The sequence below is a fragment of the Streptomyces sp. CB01201 genome (assembly GCF_002803085.1).
Lineage (GTDB): Bacteria > Actinomycetota > Actinomycetes > Streptomycetales > Streptomycetaceae > Streptomyces > Streptomyces hundungensis.
The window spans coordinates 41,030-54,957 of record NZ_NNBJ01000011.1 but is presented as its reverse complement, the minus strand read 5'-3'; the positions used below and the strand labels follow the sequence as shown (position 1 = coordinate 54,957).

Sequence of the window (13,928 nt, the reverse complement as noted above, 5' to 3'; positions counted from 1 at the left end):
TGCTGGAGGTTGTCAAGCTTGTCCATACTGTGAACGTTGCGTCTCAGGGCAGTTGACGCAGAAACGGATGCCTGTTCCACTTGGGCCATGCATCCGCAGCAGTGGCTGGTCACGCGCTCCCACATCGACTTCGGTCGAGTGTGGTCCTCTTCCTGTTGAGCTGACTCCCTGCGCGGTCTCTTCCGCGTTCGGCGCGCTCAGCGCGCCCCGCGTCTTCCGTGCGCCTTCGCGCCGTTCTCCGCACGCCTTCACATCTTCGCTCACACGCGCACCCCTCCCCTCCCCTCGCCCTGTCAGGCATCGCGACGCGCCCGTCGCGCTGCCGTCCGTCCCGCCCGCGGCACCCACGTCCGCACCCGCACCCGCACCCGGCCGCGTTCGGCCTGCCCGAAAACCCTGGAGCACACCCCGTCATGAGCCGGTCCCGAAGCCTGAGCAGATCGCGCAGTCTCGCCGCGTTCGCCCTGATCACCGCCGCGGCCCTCGGTCTGACCGCCTGCGGGTCCGGGGACCCGGGCGGCACGGAGGCGGCGAACGCCGCGCCGGCCGCCGGGCAGAAGGGCACGATCCCCACCACCGATGTGGTGTCGGCCGTACGGAAGGACGAGGCCGCGGCGGCCCTGCTGCCCGCGGACGTCCGCGCCTCGGGCACCCTCACCATCGCCACCAGCGTGGGCACCCCGCCGGGGGCGACCTACCTGCCGGACGGGAAGACGGTCGTCGGCCAGGACGTCGACTTCGCGGACGCCGTCGCCAAGGTGCTCGGCCTGAAGCTGAAGCGCGAGGTGGCCGCGTTCGAGGTGATCCTGCCCGCGCTCGACAGCGGCAAGTACGACCTGGGCACCGGCAACTTCGGCGTCACCGATGCCCGCCGCAAGACCATCGACTTCGTGACGTACATCAACGACGGCCAGGGCTTCGCCGTCCGCAAGGACAGCAGGCTGACCTCGGTCACCGACCTCACACAGCTCTGCGGACTGAACGTGGCCAGCGCGGCGGGCACCACGTTCGAGGCGACCCTGGAGCAGAACAAGGCCAAGTGCAAGGAAGCGGGCAAGAAGCCGTACGCGGTGCAGAGCTACAGCGACACGGGCGCGCTGTGGATCTCGCTCCAGCAGGGCCGCAGCGATGTCGTCATGTCGACGATCAACGGGCTGCGGTACGCGGTGGGGCAGCAGGAGGGGCTGAGGTTCCTCAACGAGTACCACCGTCTCGACGTGGGCTTCGCCTTCAAGAAGGGCACCCCGCTGGCGCCGGCCTTCCAGGCCGCGGTGAACCGGCTCAAGAAGGACGGCACGTACGACAGGATCCTGACGAAGTGGGGCACCACGGGCTCGGGTATCGAGCAGTCCCAGATCTCCCCGCCCGAGCACAAGTAGCGTTTCGCGGGGACGGATTGAGGGTGCCTTTCGGCCGCTCGCGCGGCCGACCGGGGCACCCTACGCCGTTCCCGGACCCGCCCCCGCGGGCCTGAGGCTCCGTCAGGACCGTGGCGGACAGGCCGCTCTGGGGGCCCGGTGGCCCGCCGGGAGCCCGACCGACCCCTCGTTCTTCAGTACGGCAGGCACCGTATCGAGCCATCCGTTCACCCGTACGACCCCTGTGTCACTCATGTGGAGTGACATACATAATTTTGTTACTCCGGGCTTCACGTACCGGGCGTATCCCAGAAGATTCCTGACGAATCGCCACATGATCTGTGCCAGTACCGTCACGAATCACCTGCGCGGCGACTATCCACTTGGCGCGGTATCCGCATCATGGACGACCATAGGGATAGGGAACTGAACAAGCAGCAAGAAGCTGACCGCAGTGAGAGGAGGCGTCCATGGGATCGGTGCGCAAGGCCAGTGCCTGGCTGGGGCTTGTCGAGGACAACGACGACCGCTACTACGACGACGAGTACACCGAGGGTGCCGCCGAGTCCGGCGAGGCCTGGGTGACCGACCCGCGGGTGCGGGTGGCCTCCGAGACGGCCGAGGAGCAGGGCCGCCGGATCGCCACCGTCACTCCGGACGGCTTCCGCGACGCGCGGGGCATCGGCGAACTGTTCCGCGAGGGCGTCCCGGTGATCGTGAACCTCACGTCCATGGACGCCGGCGACGCCAAGCGCGTGGTCGACTTCGCGGCCGGGCTCACCTTCGGTCTGCGCGGCTCCATCGAGCGCGTGGCGACGAGAGTCTTCCTGCTGACGCCCGCCGACACCCAGATCGTCAGCGGCGAGGCCGCGGGCCGCCAGACCGGCGGCTTCTTCAACCAGAGCTGAACTTCCGGTGCGTTCCGACCGGGGGTCCGGGGGTTGCCCCCCCGGAGGACACAGGAACCAGAGCTGAACCTCCGGTGCGTTCCGGCCGGGGGTCCGGGGGTTGCCCCCCGGGGAGACGGGAGGTGTCGCCGGGCCCGGGTGTTCCTAGCGGAACGCGTCGAGTCCGGTGAGCGCCTTGCCGAGCACCAGCTGGTGCATCTCCACGGTGCCCTCATAGGTGAGCACCGATTCGAGGTTGGTGGCGTGCCGCATCACCGGGTATTCGAGCGAGATGCCGTTCGCGCCGAGGATCGTGCGTGAGGTGCGGCAGATCTCGATCGCCTCGCGCACGTTGTTGAGCTTGCCGAAGCTGACCTGCTCCGGGCGCAGCCGCCCCGCGTCCATGCGGCGCCCCAGGTGGTGGGCGAGCAGAATTCCCTTGTGCAGTTCGAGCGCCATGTCGGCGAGCTTGGCCTGGGTCAGCTGGAAGCCGCCGATGGGCCTGCCGAACTGCTCGCGGGTCTTCGCGTAGTCGACGGCCGCCTCGAAGGAGGCCCGGGCCGCGCCCATCGCGCCCCACACGATTCCGTACCGCGCGTGCGAGAGGCAGCTGAGCGGGCCCTTGAGCCCGGTGACCTCCGGGAGCACGGCGTCGGCGGGCAGCCGCACCTCGTCCAGGACCAGTTCGCTGGTGACGCTGGCCCGCAGCGACCACTTGTGCTTGATCTCGGGGGCCGAGAAGCCCGGGGTGCCGGTCGGCACGGCGAAGCCGCGGATGCCGTCGTCGGTCTGGGCCCAGACCACGGCGACGCCGGCCACCGAACCGTTGGTGATCCACATCTTGCGGCCGTTGAGGACCCAGTCGGTGCCGTCCTTCTTGGCGTACGTGCGCATGCCGGCCGGGTCGGAGCCGTGGTCGGGCTCGGTGAGGCCGAAGCAGCCGATGATCTCGCCCGCCGCCATGCCGGGCAGCCAGCGCTGCTTCTGCTCCTCGGAGCCGAACCGCCAGATCGCGTACATGGCGAGCGAGCCCTGGACGGAGACGAGCGAGCGGATGCCGGAGTCCGCGGCCTCCAGCTCCAGACAGGCGAGCCCGTACTGGACGGCGCTGGCGCCCGCGCAGCCGTACCCGGTCAGGGACATGCCGAGCGCACCGATCGAGCCGAGTTCCCGGGCCAGTTCACGGATGCCGGGCAGTTCGCCGTTCTCGTACCACTCGGCGATGTGCGGCAGCACCCGGTCGGCGGCCCAGGAGCGCACGGTGTCGCGGACCGCGAGGTCCTCGGGGCTCAGCAGGTCGTCGATGCCGATCGGGTCGGCCGGGTCGAAGGGGGGCAGCTTGGAGGAAGGAGCGGACATGGGGGCGCCTCCGCGGCTCTCGCTCAACTAAAACTAGCAGTGTTAGTTATTACCTGAGCGCTGACGTTACGGGTCAGTGTCCCGTGCGTCCAGACTCCACGGTCGCCACATCGCCCGGCCGGGCCGGGGCGGGCACCTTCACCGCGTGCGGGCGGCCCTGGGACGGCCGTTCCTCGCGGAGCGGCTCCGGCTCGGCGTCCCGGTCCTGGCCCGCCGCCGAGCAGTCCATGATCCGCGGCAGCCGGAGGCCGGCCACCGCGCCGAGGAGCAGCAGCGCGGCGCTGACGAACAGGGTGACGTGCACGCCGTGCACGAAGGAGGTGCGGGCCGCGGCGCGCAGCGCCTGACCGGCCGGGCCGCCGAGGCGTTCGGCGACGTCGTAGGCCTCGCCGAGCGAATGGGACGCGGCGGCGGAGGACTCGGCGGGGACGCCGCGCACGGCGGCGAGACCGGGCGCGTACGCGGCGTTCATGACGCTGCCGAGCAGTGCGATGCCCATGCCGGCGCCGAGTTGGTAGGAGGTCTCGCCGATGGCGGCCGCGCCGCCGGCCCGCTCGGGCGGGGCCTCGCTGAGCATCGACTCGTACGCGGCGAACAGGGTCGTCTGGAGGCCGAAGCCGAGCATGACGAAGGAGACGAGCATCAGGGCCGGCCAGTCGGTCTGGCCCATCAGGACGAGGAGGAGCACGGCGCCGGCGGTCAGCACGAAGCCGGTACAGACCATGCGGCGCGGGCCGAGCCATCGAATCGTGTACGACCCCGTGGCGCCGGCCGCCATCGCGGCGAAGGTGAGCGGCAGCATCCGCAGACCGGTCTGGAGCGGGGAGAGGCCGAGGACGAGCTGGAGGTACTGGACCGCTATGAGCTCCAGGCCGACGAGCGCCAGCATCGCGACGATGATGCAGCCGACCGAGGTGGAGAAGGCGGGCCGCGAGAACATCCCGATGTCGATGAGGGGATGTTCGCGGCGGCGCTGCCTGCGGACGAACAGGATGAGCAGGGCCGCGCCGATGCAGAGGGCGGCGAGGGCGCGGCCGTCGAGGAGGCCGACTCCGGTGCCGAGCCGCTTCACACCGAAGACCACCGCGAGTATGCCGCCGGCCGCCATCAGCGCGCCGAGCACGTCCCAGGGTCCGTCGGAGCTGCCCTTGGACTCGGGCAGGATCCAGCGGCCCAGCGGCAGTATCAGGGCCATCAGCGGGATGTTGATGAGGAAGACCGAGCCCCACCAGAAGTGCTGGACCAGGAAGCCGCCGAGCACGGGACCGGTGGCCGCGCCGATCGCGGCGACCGCCGTCCAGATGCCGATGGCGGTGGCCCGCTCGCGGCGGTCGGGGAAGACGACGCGCAGGATGGAGAGGGTCGCGGGCATGATCATCGCGCCGCCGATGCCGAGCAGCGCGCGGGCCGCGATGAGCACCGACGCCGACTCGGCGAGGGCGGCGACCGCGGAGGCGGCGCCGAAGATCGCGTAGCCGAGCAGCAGCACGCGCCGGCGGCCGATCCGGTCGCCGAGGGTGCCGAAGAGGATGAGGAGGGCGGCGCAGACCAGCGGGTAGGCGTCGACGATCCACAGGAGTTCCACCGGGCCCGGCCGCAGATCCTCGGTGACCGAGGGGATCGCGACGTGCAGCACGGTGGCGTCGAGTGCCACGAACAGCAGGCTCACGCACAGGACGACGAGGATGACCCAGCGGTTGGCGCCGCCGGCATGGGCGCGCGGTGACGCGCCGGTCATGGTCGTCCCTGTCATGTACGTACCTCCCAGTACTGCGGACCCAGGGGGTCCGGGACGGTGCGGTCTGGACGGACCGTGCCGTCAGCACTCGCGCGGTCGGCGGGCCCGGTGGACCAGTGACCAGCCCTGATCGGGGTCCCCGAAGGTCCGGCATCGACGGGCGAGTGGTTCGTCAGCGTACGCGAGTTCGCCCCCGCGGCGCGTGGTCCACCTCTCACCGCGCAGCCGGCCCGGGTGTGGTGTGCGCCACCCCCGCCCGACCGATGGGGTGATCTTTACGCTCCGTGCCGGTCCGGTGACCGAAGCATGAATTCCGCTCACCCGCCCGGCCAACGGAATTACGCCGGATAGAAACACGCCTTCAGGAGGCGAGTCGAATGAATAGAGGACAAGGACCGGGGTATTCGCGAAGGCCCGGGAATAAAGTGGGTCGTGAGACATACTCCACATCACGGCGACATCACAAAGACCGGGGATCGGCCTGGGCCGTCACTCACTCGCTGTAACGTCGATTGAGTGCGTACTGACCGAATCTTCGCCCGCCTGGACCGGGAGCCCGAGCCACCGAAGATAGAGATCCCGCGGATGAGCCGTCACCGCGTGGTCCTCTTCGGGGCGACGATGGCGTTCTACCTCGCCATCGTCGTCGCCGTGCTGGGCTCCTCCTGGCTCGTCGAGCTGGACTGGAAGGTCATGCTGTACCGGCCGTACGAGCAGTGGCCGCAGCTGCACGCCTTCCTGGACTACTTCGTGGTCCTCGGCCAGCGCGGTCCCACCGCGGTGATGGTGATGGCCTGGCTGGGCTGGCGCTCCTGGCGCCAGCACACACTGCGGCCGCTCCTGACCCTCGGAGCGGCCCTTCTGCTGCTCAACATGACGGTCGGTTCGGTCAAGCTCGGCCTGGGGCGTCTCGGGCCGCACTACGCCACGCAGATAGGGTCCGCCGAGCTCTTCGCCGGCGGCGACATATTCCCCTCGGGGCACACCGCCAACGCGGTCGTGACCTGGGGCATCCTCGCCTACCTCGCCACCACCCCACGCGCCAGGCGCTGGCTCTCGGTCATCTCGGCCATGGTCGCCCTGGGAGTCGGGGCGACCACCGTGTACCTGGGCACCCACTGGGTGAGCGATGTGCTCCTCGGCTGGGCGGCCGGGCTGCTGATCCTGCTGGCCCTGCCCTGGTTCGAGCCGCTCATCGCCCGCGCCGAGGCCTTCGTCTTCGCCGTGCGCGCGAAGGTGCGCGAGCGCCGACGCCGCAGCGTCGCCACCGCGCCGGCCCCGGTGCCCGCCCCCGCGGCGCCCGCGATGGTGCCCCAGCGCGGCCACGACGAGGACGACGTCCCGGTGCGCGAGCCCGTCGGCGCGGCCAGCGGACGCGGTTCCGGCCGGCCGCTCCCGGCCCGGCCGTACCAGCCCGCCCGTTCGGAGCGGCCCCCGGTCGTCCCCGCGGGCACCCGGCGCCCCCCGCACACCGAGCGCTCGCCGCGCACCGCCCCGGCCCGCCCCCTGGGCGGCTGACCGGCACCCCGGCGACGCGCAACGGTACGCACGCGGCACGAAGGCCCCCGGCAGCTCGCCGGGGGCCTTCGTGGTCTCCGTGGGGCCGGAGCGCGGGGGCGGGGAGACCTCAGCCGTGCCAGCAGCGCCGCACGCTGCCGTTGTCGACCTCGAAGTTCAGCCGGCCCGCCAGATACTCCATGGTGATGATCGAGCCCGGCGGCAGCGACCTGACGGTGGACCAGCCGCGCGACCTGGCAAGGCGCTCGGCGTCCCCGGCATCGAGGCCGACATAGGACTCGGGTGCGTCGTCGGGATGGGCGGAGTGGGACGGTATGGGTGCCATGCACCCCACCGTAGGCGGGCCGCGGCACGGACGGAAGCGGGGGGCCCGGGCGGCCCGCGAGGCCCGGACGAAGCCGCCGGTTGTCCGCCCCGGGTACCCCACCAGTCACACTTCTGTCACAGGATCGCGGGTCGAGTTCCCCTCGAACTCCGTCACTCGTACGGGCAGTTCCTGGCCCCTTGCCCAGTTATCGCACACCACGGTTCCGGCCACTCGAACGCATTTGGTGAATTGATTCAATTCGCCCCACGGCCCTTGGATCAATTCCCATGCGGCAGCACTGCGAGTGAAATTGACAGGGCGTTGGCAATTCACCACACCCTTACGCGATCCCTACTTCCGACTCGGTGTCCGTACCGGCACGGGTCTCGGCCGGATGACACCGGCCCTCTGTCGCGGCGGCCCGGAGCGCGAGCATCATGTGCCCTGGCCTGACGCCAGACACCTCTGGGGGTGCGATGGGAACGGAGACGGTGACCCCGGCGGCGAAACCCGCACGGGAGGGCCGGCCGGGTGCGGTGATCGTCGACTGGCTGACCACCACCGACCACAAGAAGATCGGGCACCTCTACCTGATCACCTCGTTCGTCTTCTTCCTGATCGCCGGTCTGATGGCGCTCCTGATGCGAGCCGAACTGGCCCGCCCCGGGCTCCAGCTGATGAGCAACGAGGAGTACAACCAGCTCTTCACGATGCACGGCACGATCATGCTGCTGCTCTTCGCGACGCCCACGTTCGCCGGGTTCGCCAACGCGATCATGCCGTTGCAGATCGGCTCCCCCGACGTGGCCTTCCCGCGCCTGAACATGCTGGCGTACTGGCTGTTCCTGTTCGGCGGTCTGATCGTGCTCGGCTCGGTGCTGCTGCCGACGGGTCCCGCGAGCTTCGGCTGGTTCGCCTACGCGCCGCTCAACTCGCTGACCCGCTCCCCCGGCGCGGGCGCCGACCTCTGGATCATGGGCCTGGCGCTCTCCGGCTTCGGCACCATCCTCGGGGCGGTCAACTTCGTGACCACCATCATCGGGATGCGCGCGCCCGGCATGACGATGTTCCGGATGCCGGTCTTCACCTGGAACGTCCTGTTCACCTCGGTCCTGGTGCTCATCGCGTTCCCGGTGCTGGCGGCGGCGCTGCTGGTCCTGGAGGCGGACCGCAGGTTCGGCTCGGTGGTCTTCGAAGCGCAGTACGGAGGCGCGCTGCTGTGGCAGCACCTCTTCTGGTTCTTCGGCCATCCCGAGGTCTACATCATCGCGCTGCCGTTCTTCGGCATCATCACGGAGATCATCCCGGTCTTCTCCCGCAAGCCGGTCTTCGGCTACACGACCCTGATCGGGGCGACGGCGGCCATCACCGGGCTCTCCGTCGTGGTGTGGGCGCACCACATGTTCGCGACCGGGGCGGTGCTGCTGCCGTTCTTCTCGTTCATGTCGTTCCTGATCGCGGTGCCCACCGGAGTGAAGTTCTTCAACTGGACCGGCACGATGCTGCGGGGCTCCCTGAGCTTCGAGACCCCGATGCTGTGGGCGATCGGATTCCTGGTGAGCTTCCTGTTCGGCGGCCTCACCGGCGTCATCCTGGCCTCGCCGCCGCTGGACTTCCACGTCACGGACTCGTACTTCGTGGTGGCCCACTTCCACTACGTGGTGTTCGGCACGGTGGTCTTCGCGACGTTCGGCGGCTTCTACTTCTGGTGGCCGAAACTGACCGGCCGGATGCTGGACGAGCGGCTCGGCAAGATGCACTTCTGGACGCTCTTCATCGGCTTCCACACCACGTTCCTGGTCCAGCACTGGCTGGGGGCGCAGGGCATGCCGCGGCGGTACGCGGACTATCTGGCAGCGGACGGCTTCACCGCGCTCAACACCATCTCGTCGATCGGTGCCTTCCTGCTCGGCCTGTCCACGCTGCCGTTCTTCTACAACGTCTGGAGGACGGCGAAGTACGGCAGGAAGGTGGAGGTCGACGACCCCTGGGGGTTCGGCCGCTCGCTGGAGTGGGCGACCTCCTGCCCCCCGCCCCGGCACAACTTCGTGACCATCCCGCGCATCCGCACCGAGTCCCCGGCGTTCGACCTGCACCACCCCGAGTTCGCGCCGTTCCGCGACGACCTGGAGCCGGCGGCCGGGCCGGCGGCCGTGCCGGGACCGGAGGGACCCGAGGGACCCGGGGTCCTGCCGGCGTCCTAGCCGGGGTCCTAGCCGGGCTCGCTCTCCCCGGGCCGGTAGTGCGGGGCTCGCGGGGTGGTGGCCGCCGGGGGGGGCCGCGGGGTGGTGGCCGCGGTCAGGTCCGGGCCGCGTCGGCCCGCACGCTCAGATCGTTCGCCCCGGTGTAGTACGGGCGCACCACGGCGGAGCCGGCCTTCCTCCCCGGGTACACGAAGATCGCCTGTTTCAGGGGCACGTCGTCGAGGATGCGGGCGAGCCGCACGGCGGGGCCGTCCGGGCCGGGCAGCAGCCACAGGTCCCAGAGCCACTCCTTGGCGTCGAGCCCCTCGGCGAGCGGCGCGTACGGCAGCGTGAAGGTGAAGCCCCCGCCGTCGCCGTCGGCGCGCGCCCCGACCCGGTGGGCGCGGCCGCCGGCGCCCCGCAGGCGTGCCTCGACGGCCGCCTCGGGGCCGAGCTGCGCTCCGTAGAGGCGGCCCTGGACGGTGACCGAGGCCCCGTCGAAGCCGATGGTGCCGGTCTCGGCGTGCGGCCTGCGCAGCCAGCTGCGGACCACGAGCGCGCCGGAGGCCGCCGGATAGGGGATGCGGACCGCGATCCGCTCGGCGTCCGGCCCCGGCGCCCGGTCGACCAGCGCGCGCAGGTCCCGTACGCCCGGCTCCAGGCGCTGCTCGGCGCCCTCGCCGAAGCGGAGGCCGGCGTCCCAGATGCCCTCCGCGAGGTCGACCGTGCTGGGCAGCACCGCCCGCAGGAGTCCCTCGGCGGCCGGAGTGAGCGGCAGCCGCACATCGGCGCCGGGGCCGGCGCCCTGGCGGCGCAGGACGAGCGTTGCGTCCGTGTCCGCGGTCGCGATGACGTCGAAGGTCAGCCCGCCCGCGGAGTCGGCTATGCAGTCGACGCGCGGCGCGGCGGGAGCGCTGCCGGCGTTCGGCGACTTGGCTGTGGTGGTCATGCGGTCTGCCCTTTCCGGAGCACGGAGGCGGCCTTGTGGCGCAGGGCGTAGGCCCCGTCGAGGGCCGTGCTGCGGGCCCGGTGGAGACCGTCGCGCAGCGCCCCGGCGGAGCGGCTGCCGGCGCCGCGGGCGTGCAGTTCGCCGAAGATCGCCTCGTGCCGTTCGGCGATCGCGGCCGGGTCGAAGCGCCGGGAGCTGTCCAGGGCGGCCTTGGCCATGCGCAGGCGCAGCGCGTCGTCCTGGATCAGTTCGAGCAGGCCCGCGGCCACCGCGTCGACGCTGCCGGTCTCGACGAGCCGGCCGTCCACTCCGTCGTCGATGATCTCGCGCGGCCCCTGGGGGCAGTCGGTGGAGACGACCGGGAGGCCGCAGCGCATGGCCTCGACGATGGTCATGCCGAAGGACTCGTGGCTGGAGGTCACGGCCGCGAGGGATCCCTTGATCCACTCGCCGTCGAGATCACCGGCCACACCCATGAGGAACACATGGTTGTAGAGGCCGAGATCGTCGATGAGGTTGCGCAGGGCGCCGCGTTCGTTGCCGAAGGCGTCGCCGGCGCCGTGGATCCGCAGCCGCCAGTCCGGCCGTACGGCGACCACCTGCGCGAAGGCCCGCACCAGCAGGTCGTACCGCTTGACCGGGGTGAGCCGGCCGGCCGCCACCACCAGCCTGCTCTCGCCGGAGGCGGGCTCCACGCGGGGTGCGGGCACCGAGTTGGGCACCGCGTCGAGGCGGACACCGCGCAGGCGCAGGGCCCGGTAGGCGTCGGCGTCGGCCCGGGTGACCGTGGTGATCGCGTCGAGCTGCGGATAGGAGTGGGCTATCTCGCTGCGCAGCCGGTAGCTGTGCCCGGCCAGGGTCAGGTGCTCCTGGCCGACGCGGACCACACCGGGGCGGGTCTCGCGGGCGATGTGGACGTTCAGGCCGGGCCGGGTGCCGACCACGACGTCGGCCTCGATCGCCGCGAGGTGGGCGCCGATCCGGGCGTCGGTGAGGCGGCTGTACTGGCTGTGGCGGCCGTCGCCGCGCGGGAAGACCTTGGCCGGCCGCTGGTGATCGGGGTGGTCGCCCTCGTATCCGGGGCCGTTCCTGCGGAGGTCGACGAGGTGCCTGAGGCGGACGCCCTCGGGGGCGGGCAGCGTGGGCTCGTCGTGGTGGCGGAAGACGGAGACGATCTCGACGTCGTGCCGCCGGGCGAGCTCGCCCGCGAGGTTGAAGGTCGACCGTATGGTGCCGCCCAGGCTGTACGCGTTGTGCAGCAGGAACGAGATGTGCATGGGCCAGGCATCCCTTGGTCGTGCGATCGGTCAGCCGATCGTGGTCTTGATCGTTTGACCATCCGGACGGATGAGGACCGAAATCCTTCGGACAGATACGGACTGTACTTGGCGTGTCCTTCATCTGTACTCCAGGAGCGGATCGCCTGTACTCCACGAGCGGATCGGACCACCCGGGGTCCACCCGGGGAGGAACGGGGGCGCGCGGCGCTGCGGTGCGGGGGCTACGGGCCCCGGCCGGGCGGCCGGACGGGGCCCCGGCCATCAGATCCGCAGCTGCTGCCCGGGCAGGATCAGATCCGGGTCATCGCCGATGACGGCCTTGTTGGCCGCGTACAGCGCCTCCCATCCCGAGCCGTGGGCCGCGGCGATGGCGGACAGCGTGTCCCCGCCCCGGACCGTGTAGGAGCCGGCGGCCACGCGCTCGGCGCGGAGCGGAGCGCCGGACCGCTGCCCGGCCTCCGCACGCCGCTGCCCGGCCTCCGCCGGCTGCGGCGCCGGCGCCTTGTGCGCCTTCGGCGCCGCCCGGCCGGGCTGCTCGGCCTGCTTCTTCGGGCGGGCCGGCGCTCCCGCCCCGGGGGCGCTGCCGAACGCGCCCGCCTGGCGCGAGCAGACCGGCCAGGCCCCCCAGCCCTGCGCGTCCTTGACCTTGGTGGCCACGGCGATCTGCTCGGCCCGGCTGGCCCGGTCGGCGGTGGCGGCGTACGCCCCGCCGCCGTGCGCCCGCCAGGTCCCGGCGTCGAACTGGAGCCCGCCGTAGTAGCCGTTCCCGGTGTTGATGTGCCAGTTTCCGCCGCTCTCGCACTGCGCGATGCGGTCCCACACACCCGCGTCCGCCGCGGCGGACGGGCCGGCGGTGACGCCGAGCAGGGCGGCCGGAGCCGCGATCGCGGCTCCGATCAGCGCTGCCGTGCCACGCCTGCGTGCGGAGCTGGAACCACTGGTACCAACGGACATGAAATCCCTCTCGAAGGACCCGGGGTCCCCCTGGGCGGTGCGGCCCTCGGCGCGTCCGGCGCCTCGTTCCGCGCTGCCCCGCCCGCCGGAAGGTCGTGCTGGCTGTGCGGCCGGCGGGCGTTCCCGGGCGGTGCTCGATGCACACGGCGCTGGAATCTAGGGACCTGCGGGCTCCGGCATCAACCAACGGCCCGTCCTGCAAGGCCAGTTGCCCGTTACCGGAAGTAGCGGCGCTTTCCGGTCACCCACTGAATCGCTTGATTTCATGATTTGTCGACCTGTCGGCGAAGTGATCTGTGAGTCAGCTCACCGCCCCAACTTCCGTGTCCCCCACATGCGTTGACGGGGAGTGAGCGGTTCCGGGGGCGGATTCACCCTCCGCTGGCGGCGGTTCGATTCCGTCCGGCGTCGCGCGTGACTCCGGCCACAGATCACCCGTTGTCGTTTGTACGAGAGAAGCCGGGAACCGCCCGGCGCATCCACTCAGTTCCTAGGAGCCACCCGTGCCGCGCATGCTCGACGTCAGTGAGGACGTCCGCGCCGAGATCGGCGACGAAGAAGCCGAGCGGCTGCTCGCCGGCGAGAACGCCCCGGGCAGCTATGACTGCACCTCCTGCCGCACGCCGGGCGACTCCGAGCAGGAGCGCACCAGCACCGTCCTGTTCGTCGGCGAGGAAACGGCCGTACTCGCCTTCGCCCACGCCAGCTGCATCCCCTCCCAGGTCGTCCAGGTCGCCGAGGAGCAGCTCCAGGGCGCCGTACGCTCCATCACCGGCGAGGACCCGGCGGCGGTCGGCGGTTCGCCCGAGCAGGCCGTGCTCGGCATCACCAGCGGCCTGGTCCTGATCGAGGGGGATCTGCATCCGGCGCTCGTCGTCGAGCCGACCGGCCCGATCGCCCGGGCCGGTTCGGGCGGCAGCACCGATGAATTCCTGCCGCTCCTCATCGAGCAGGGCTTCGCCCCGGTGACCGACATGGGCCGGCTGCCCGCCGTGCTGCCGGGCTGGTCCGTGCTGCTCGCCATGGGTCAGCTGCACGCCGTCCTTCAGCCCGGCACCGGCGGCGGCAGCGGCTCGGTGTCGTGGTGGCAGGCCCATCAGCCGCTCCAGGTGACGGAGGGCTGGCGCGCCGCCGCCAACAAGTCCCAGCGCGTCCTGGTCTTCGCGGCCCCGGTCGGCATGATCGGCCAGCAGCCGCGCGAGGACCTGCTCAGGGACGCGCTGGAGAAGGCCGCCGCCAATGGCCGGCTGGTGGCCGCGGCGATGCCGCTGGCCGGCACCTGACGGTTCCCGCGCGCCCGTCCCGGCAGGCCCGGGGCGGGCGCGGATAGGGGCGTGGGGCACCGGGCGGCGCGCTACCGATAAGCCGGAACACCCCGCATCCCCGGGCGTACGG

The 13,928-nt window shown here is 71.3% G+C and carries 11 protein-coding genes and 1 tRNA gene; 6 read left to right on the top strand and 6 right to left on the bottom strand.

The window, feature by feature from the left end; translation table 11 throughout:
• The first annotated feature begins 413 nt into the window (after positions 1-413).
• Positions 414-1,379, top strand: a complete 966-nt coding sequence (locus CG740_RS22120; RefSeq protein ID WP_234376426.1) for an ABC transporter substrate-binding protein — start codon at positions 414-416, stop codon at positions 1,377-1,379.
• 449 nt (positions 1,380-1,828) lie between these two features.
• Positions 1,829-2,266, top strand: coding sequence for a cell division protein SepF (locus CG740_RS22115; protein ID WP_100576969.1), 438 nt, complete (start codon positions 1,829-1,831; stop codon positions 2,264-2,266).
• Positions 2,267-2,410: 144 nt separating this feature from the next.
• Here the strand turns inward: CG740_RS22115 and CG740_RS22110 are convergent, their stop codons facing one another.
• Positions 2,411-3,604, bottom strand: a complete 1,194-nt coding sequence (locus CG740_RS22110) for an acyl-CoA dehydrogenase family protein (RefSeq protein WP_100576968.1) — start codon at positions 3,602-3,604, stop codon at positions 2,411-2,413.
• Between the two features lie 73 nt (positions 3,605-3,677).
• Positions 3,678-5,357 carry an MFS transporter gene (locus CG740_RS22105; RefSeq protein WP_100576967.1) on the bottom strand — a complete coding sequence of 560 codons (1,680 nt, stop codon included), beginning with the start codon at positions 5,355-5,357 and terminating at the stop codon, positions 3,678-3,680.
• Positions 5,358-5,858: 501 nt separating this feature from the next.
• Here CG740_RS22105 and CG740_RS22100 point away from each other — a divergent pair.
• Positions 5,859-6,860, top strand: coding sequence for a phosphatase PAP2 family protein (locus tag CG740_RS22100; RefSeq protein ID WP_100576966.1), 1,002 nt, complete (start codon positions 5,859-5,861; stop codon positions 6,858-6,860).
• Between the two features lie 109 nt (positions 6,861-6,969).
• On the opposite strand, the gene CG740_RS22095 is transcribed toward CG740_RS22100, so the two are convergent.
• Complete coding sequence (locus CG740_RS22095; protein ID WP_100576965.1) at positions 6,970-7,185, bottom strand: I78 family peptidase inhibitor; 216 nt, start codon at positions 7,183-7,185, stop codon at positions 6,970-6,972.
• A 458-nt stretch (positions 7,186-7,643) separates the two neighbouring features.
• Between CG740_RS22095 and ctaD the strand changes: the two genes are divergently transcribed.
• Complete coding sequence (gene ctaD, locus CG740_RS22090; protein ID WP_100576964.1) at positions 7,644-9,371, top strand: aa3-type cytochrome oxidase subunit I; 1,728 nt, start codon at positions 7,644-7,646, stop codon at positions 9,369-9,371.
• 94 nt (positions 9,372-9,465) lie between these two features.
• Here the strand turns inward: ctaD and CG740_RS22085 are convergent, their stop codons facing one another.
• From CG740_RS22085 to CG740_RS22075, 3 genes are all read right to left on the bottom strand, one after another.
• A complete protein-coding gene (locus tag CG740_RS22085) occupies positions 9,466-10,299 on the bottom strand; it encodes a transferase (protein WP_100576963.1) in 834 nt (277 codons plus the stop codon).
• Positions 10,296-11,576, bottom strand: a complete 1,281-nt coding sequence (locus CG740_RS22080; protein ID WP_100576962.1) for a glycosyltransferase family 4 protein — start codon at positions 11,574-11,576, stop codon at positions 10,296-10,298. Before CG740_RS22080 ends, CG740_RS22085 begins: the two co-directional genes overlap by 4 nt.
• Positions 11,577-11,840: 264 nt before the next feature.
• Entirely contained in the window at positions 11,841-12,533 is a 693-nt protein-coding gene (locus CG740_RS22075; RefSeq protein WP_100576961.1) for a LysM peptidoglycan-binding domain-containing protein, read from the bottom strand.
• Positions 12,534-12,874: 341 nt separating this feature from the next.
• On the opposite strand from CG740_RS22075, the gene CG740_RS39805 reads away from it, so the two are divergent.
• Both CG740_RS39805 and CG740_RS22070 read left to right on the top strand, forming a co-directional pair.
• Positions 12,875-12,944 (top strand) — tRNA-Ser (locus tag CG740_RS39805).
• A 92-nt stretch (positions 12,945-13,036) separates the two neighbouring features.
• Complete coding sequence (locus tag CG740_RS22070; protein ID WP_100576960.1) at positions 13,037-13,816, top strand: hypothetical protein; 780 nt, start codon at positions 13,037-13,039, stop codon at positions 13,814-13,816.
• Positions 13,817-13,928: the final 112 nt, after the last annotated feature.

Excerpts from the sequence above, each read along its gene's own strand:
- CG740_RS22075 (WP_100576961.1), bottom strand. The coding sequence starts at position 12,533 with ATGTCCGTTGGTACCAGTGGTTCCAGCTCCGCACGCAGGCGTGGCACG.
- CG740_RS22110 (WP_100576968.1), bottom strand. The coding sequence starts at position 3,604 with ATGTCCGCTCCTTCCTCCAAGCTGCCCCCCTTCGACCCGGCCGACCCG.
- CG740_RS22085 (WP_100576963.1), bottom strand. The coding sequence starts at position 10,299 with ATGACCACCACAGCCAAGTCGCCGAACGCCGGCAGCGCTCCCGCCGCG.
- CG740_RS22115 (WP_100576969.1), top strand. The coding sequence starts at position 1,829 with ATGGGATCGGTGCGCAAGGCCAGTGCCTGGCTGGGGCTTGTCGAGGAC.
- CG740_RS22120 (WP_234376426.1), top strand. The coding sequence starts at position 414 with ATGAGCCGGTCCCGAAGCCTGAGCAGATCGCGCAGTCTCGCCGCGTTC.
- CG740_RS22095 (WP_100576965.1), bottom strand. The coding sequence starts at position 7,185 with ATGGCACCCATACCGTCCCACTCCGCCCATCCCGACGACGCACCCGAG.
- CG740_RS22080 (WP_100576962.1), bottom strand. The coding sequence starts at position 11,576 with ATGCACATCTCGTTCCTGCTGCACAACGCGTACAGCCTGGGCGGCACC.
- ctaD (WP_100576964.1), top strand. The coding sequence starts at position 7,644 with ATGGGAACGGAGACGGTGACCCCGGCGGCGAAACCCGCACGGGAGGGC.
- CG740_RS22105 (WP_100576967.1), bottom strand. The coding sequence starts at position 5,357 with ATGACAGGGACGACCATGACCGGCGCGTCACCGCGCGCCCATGCCGGC.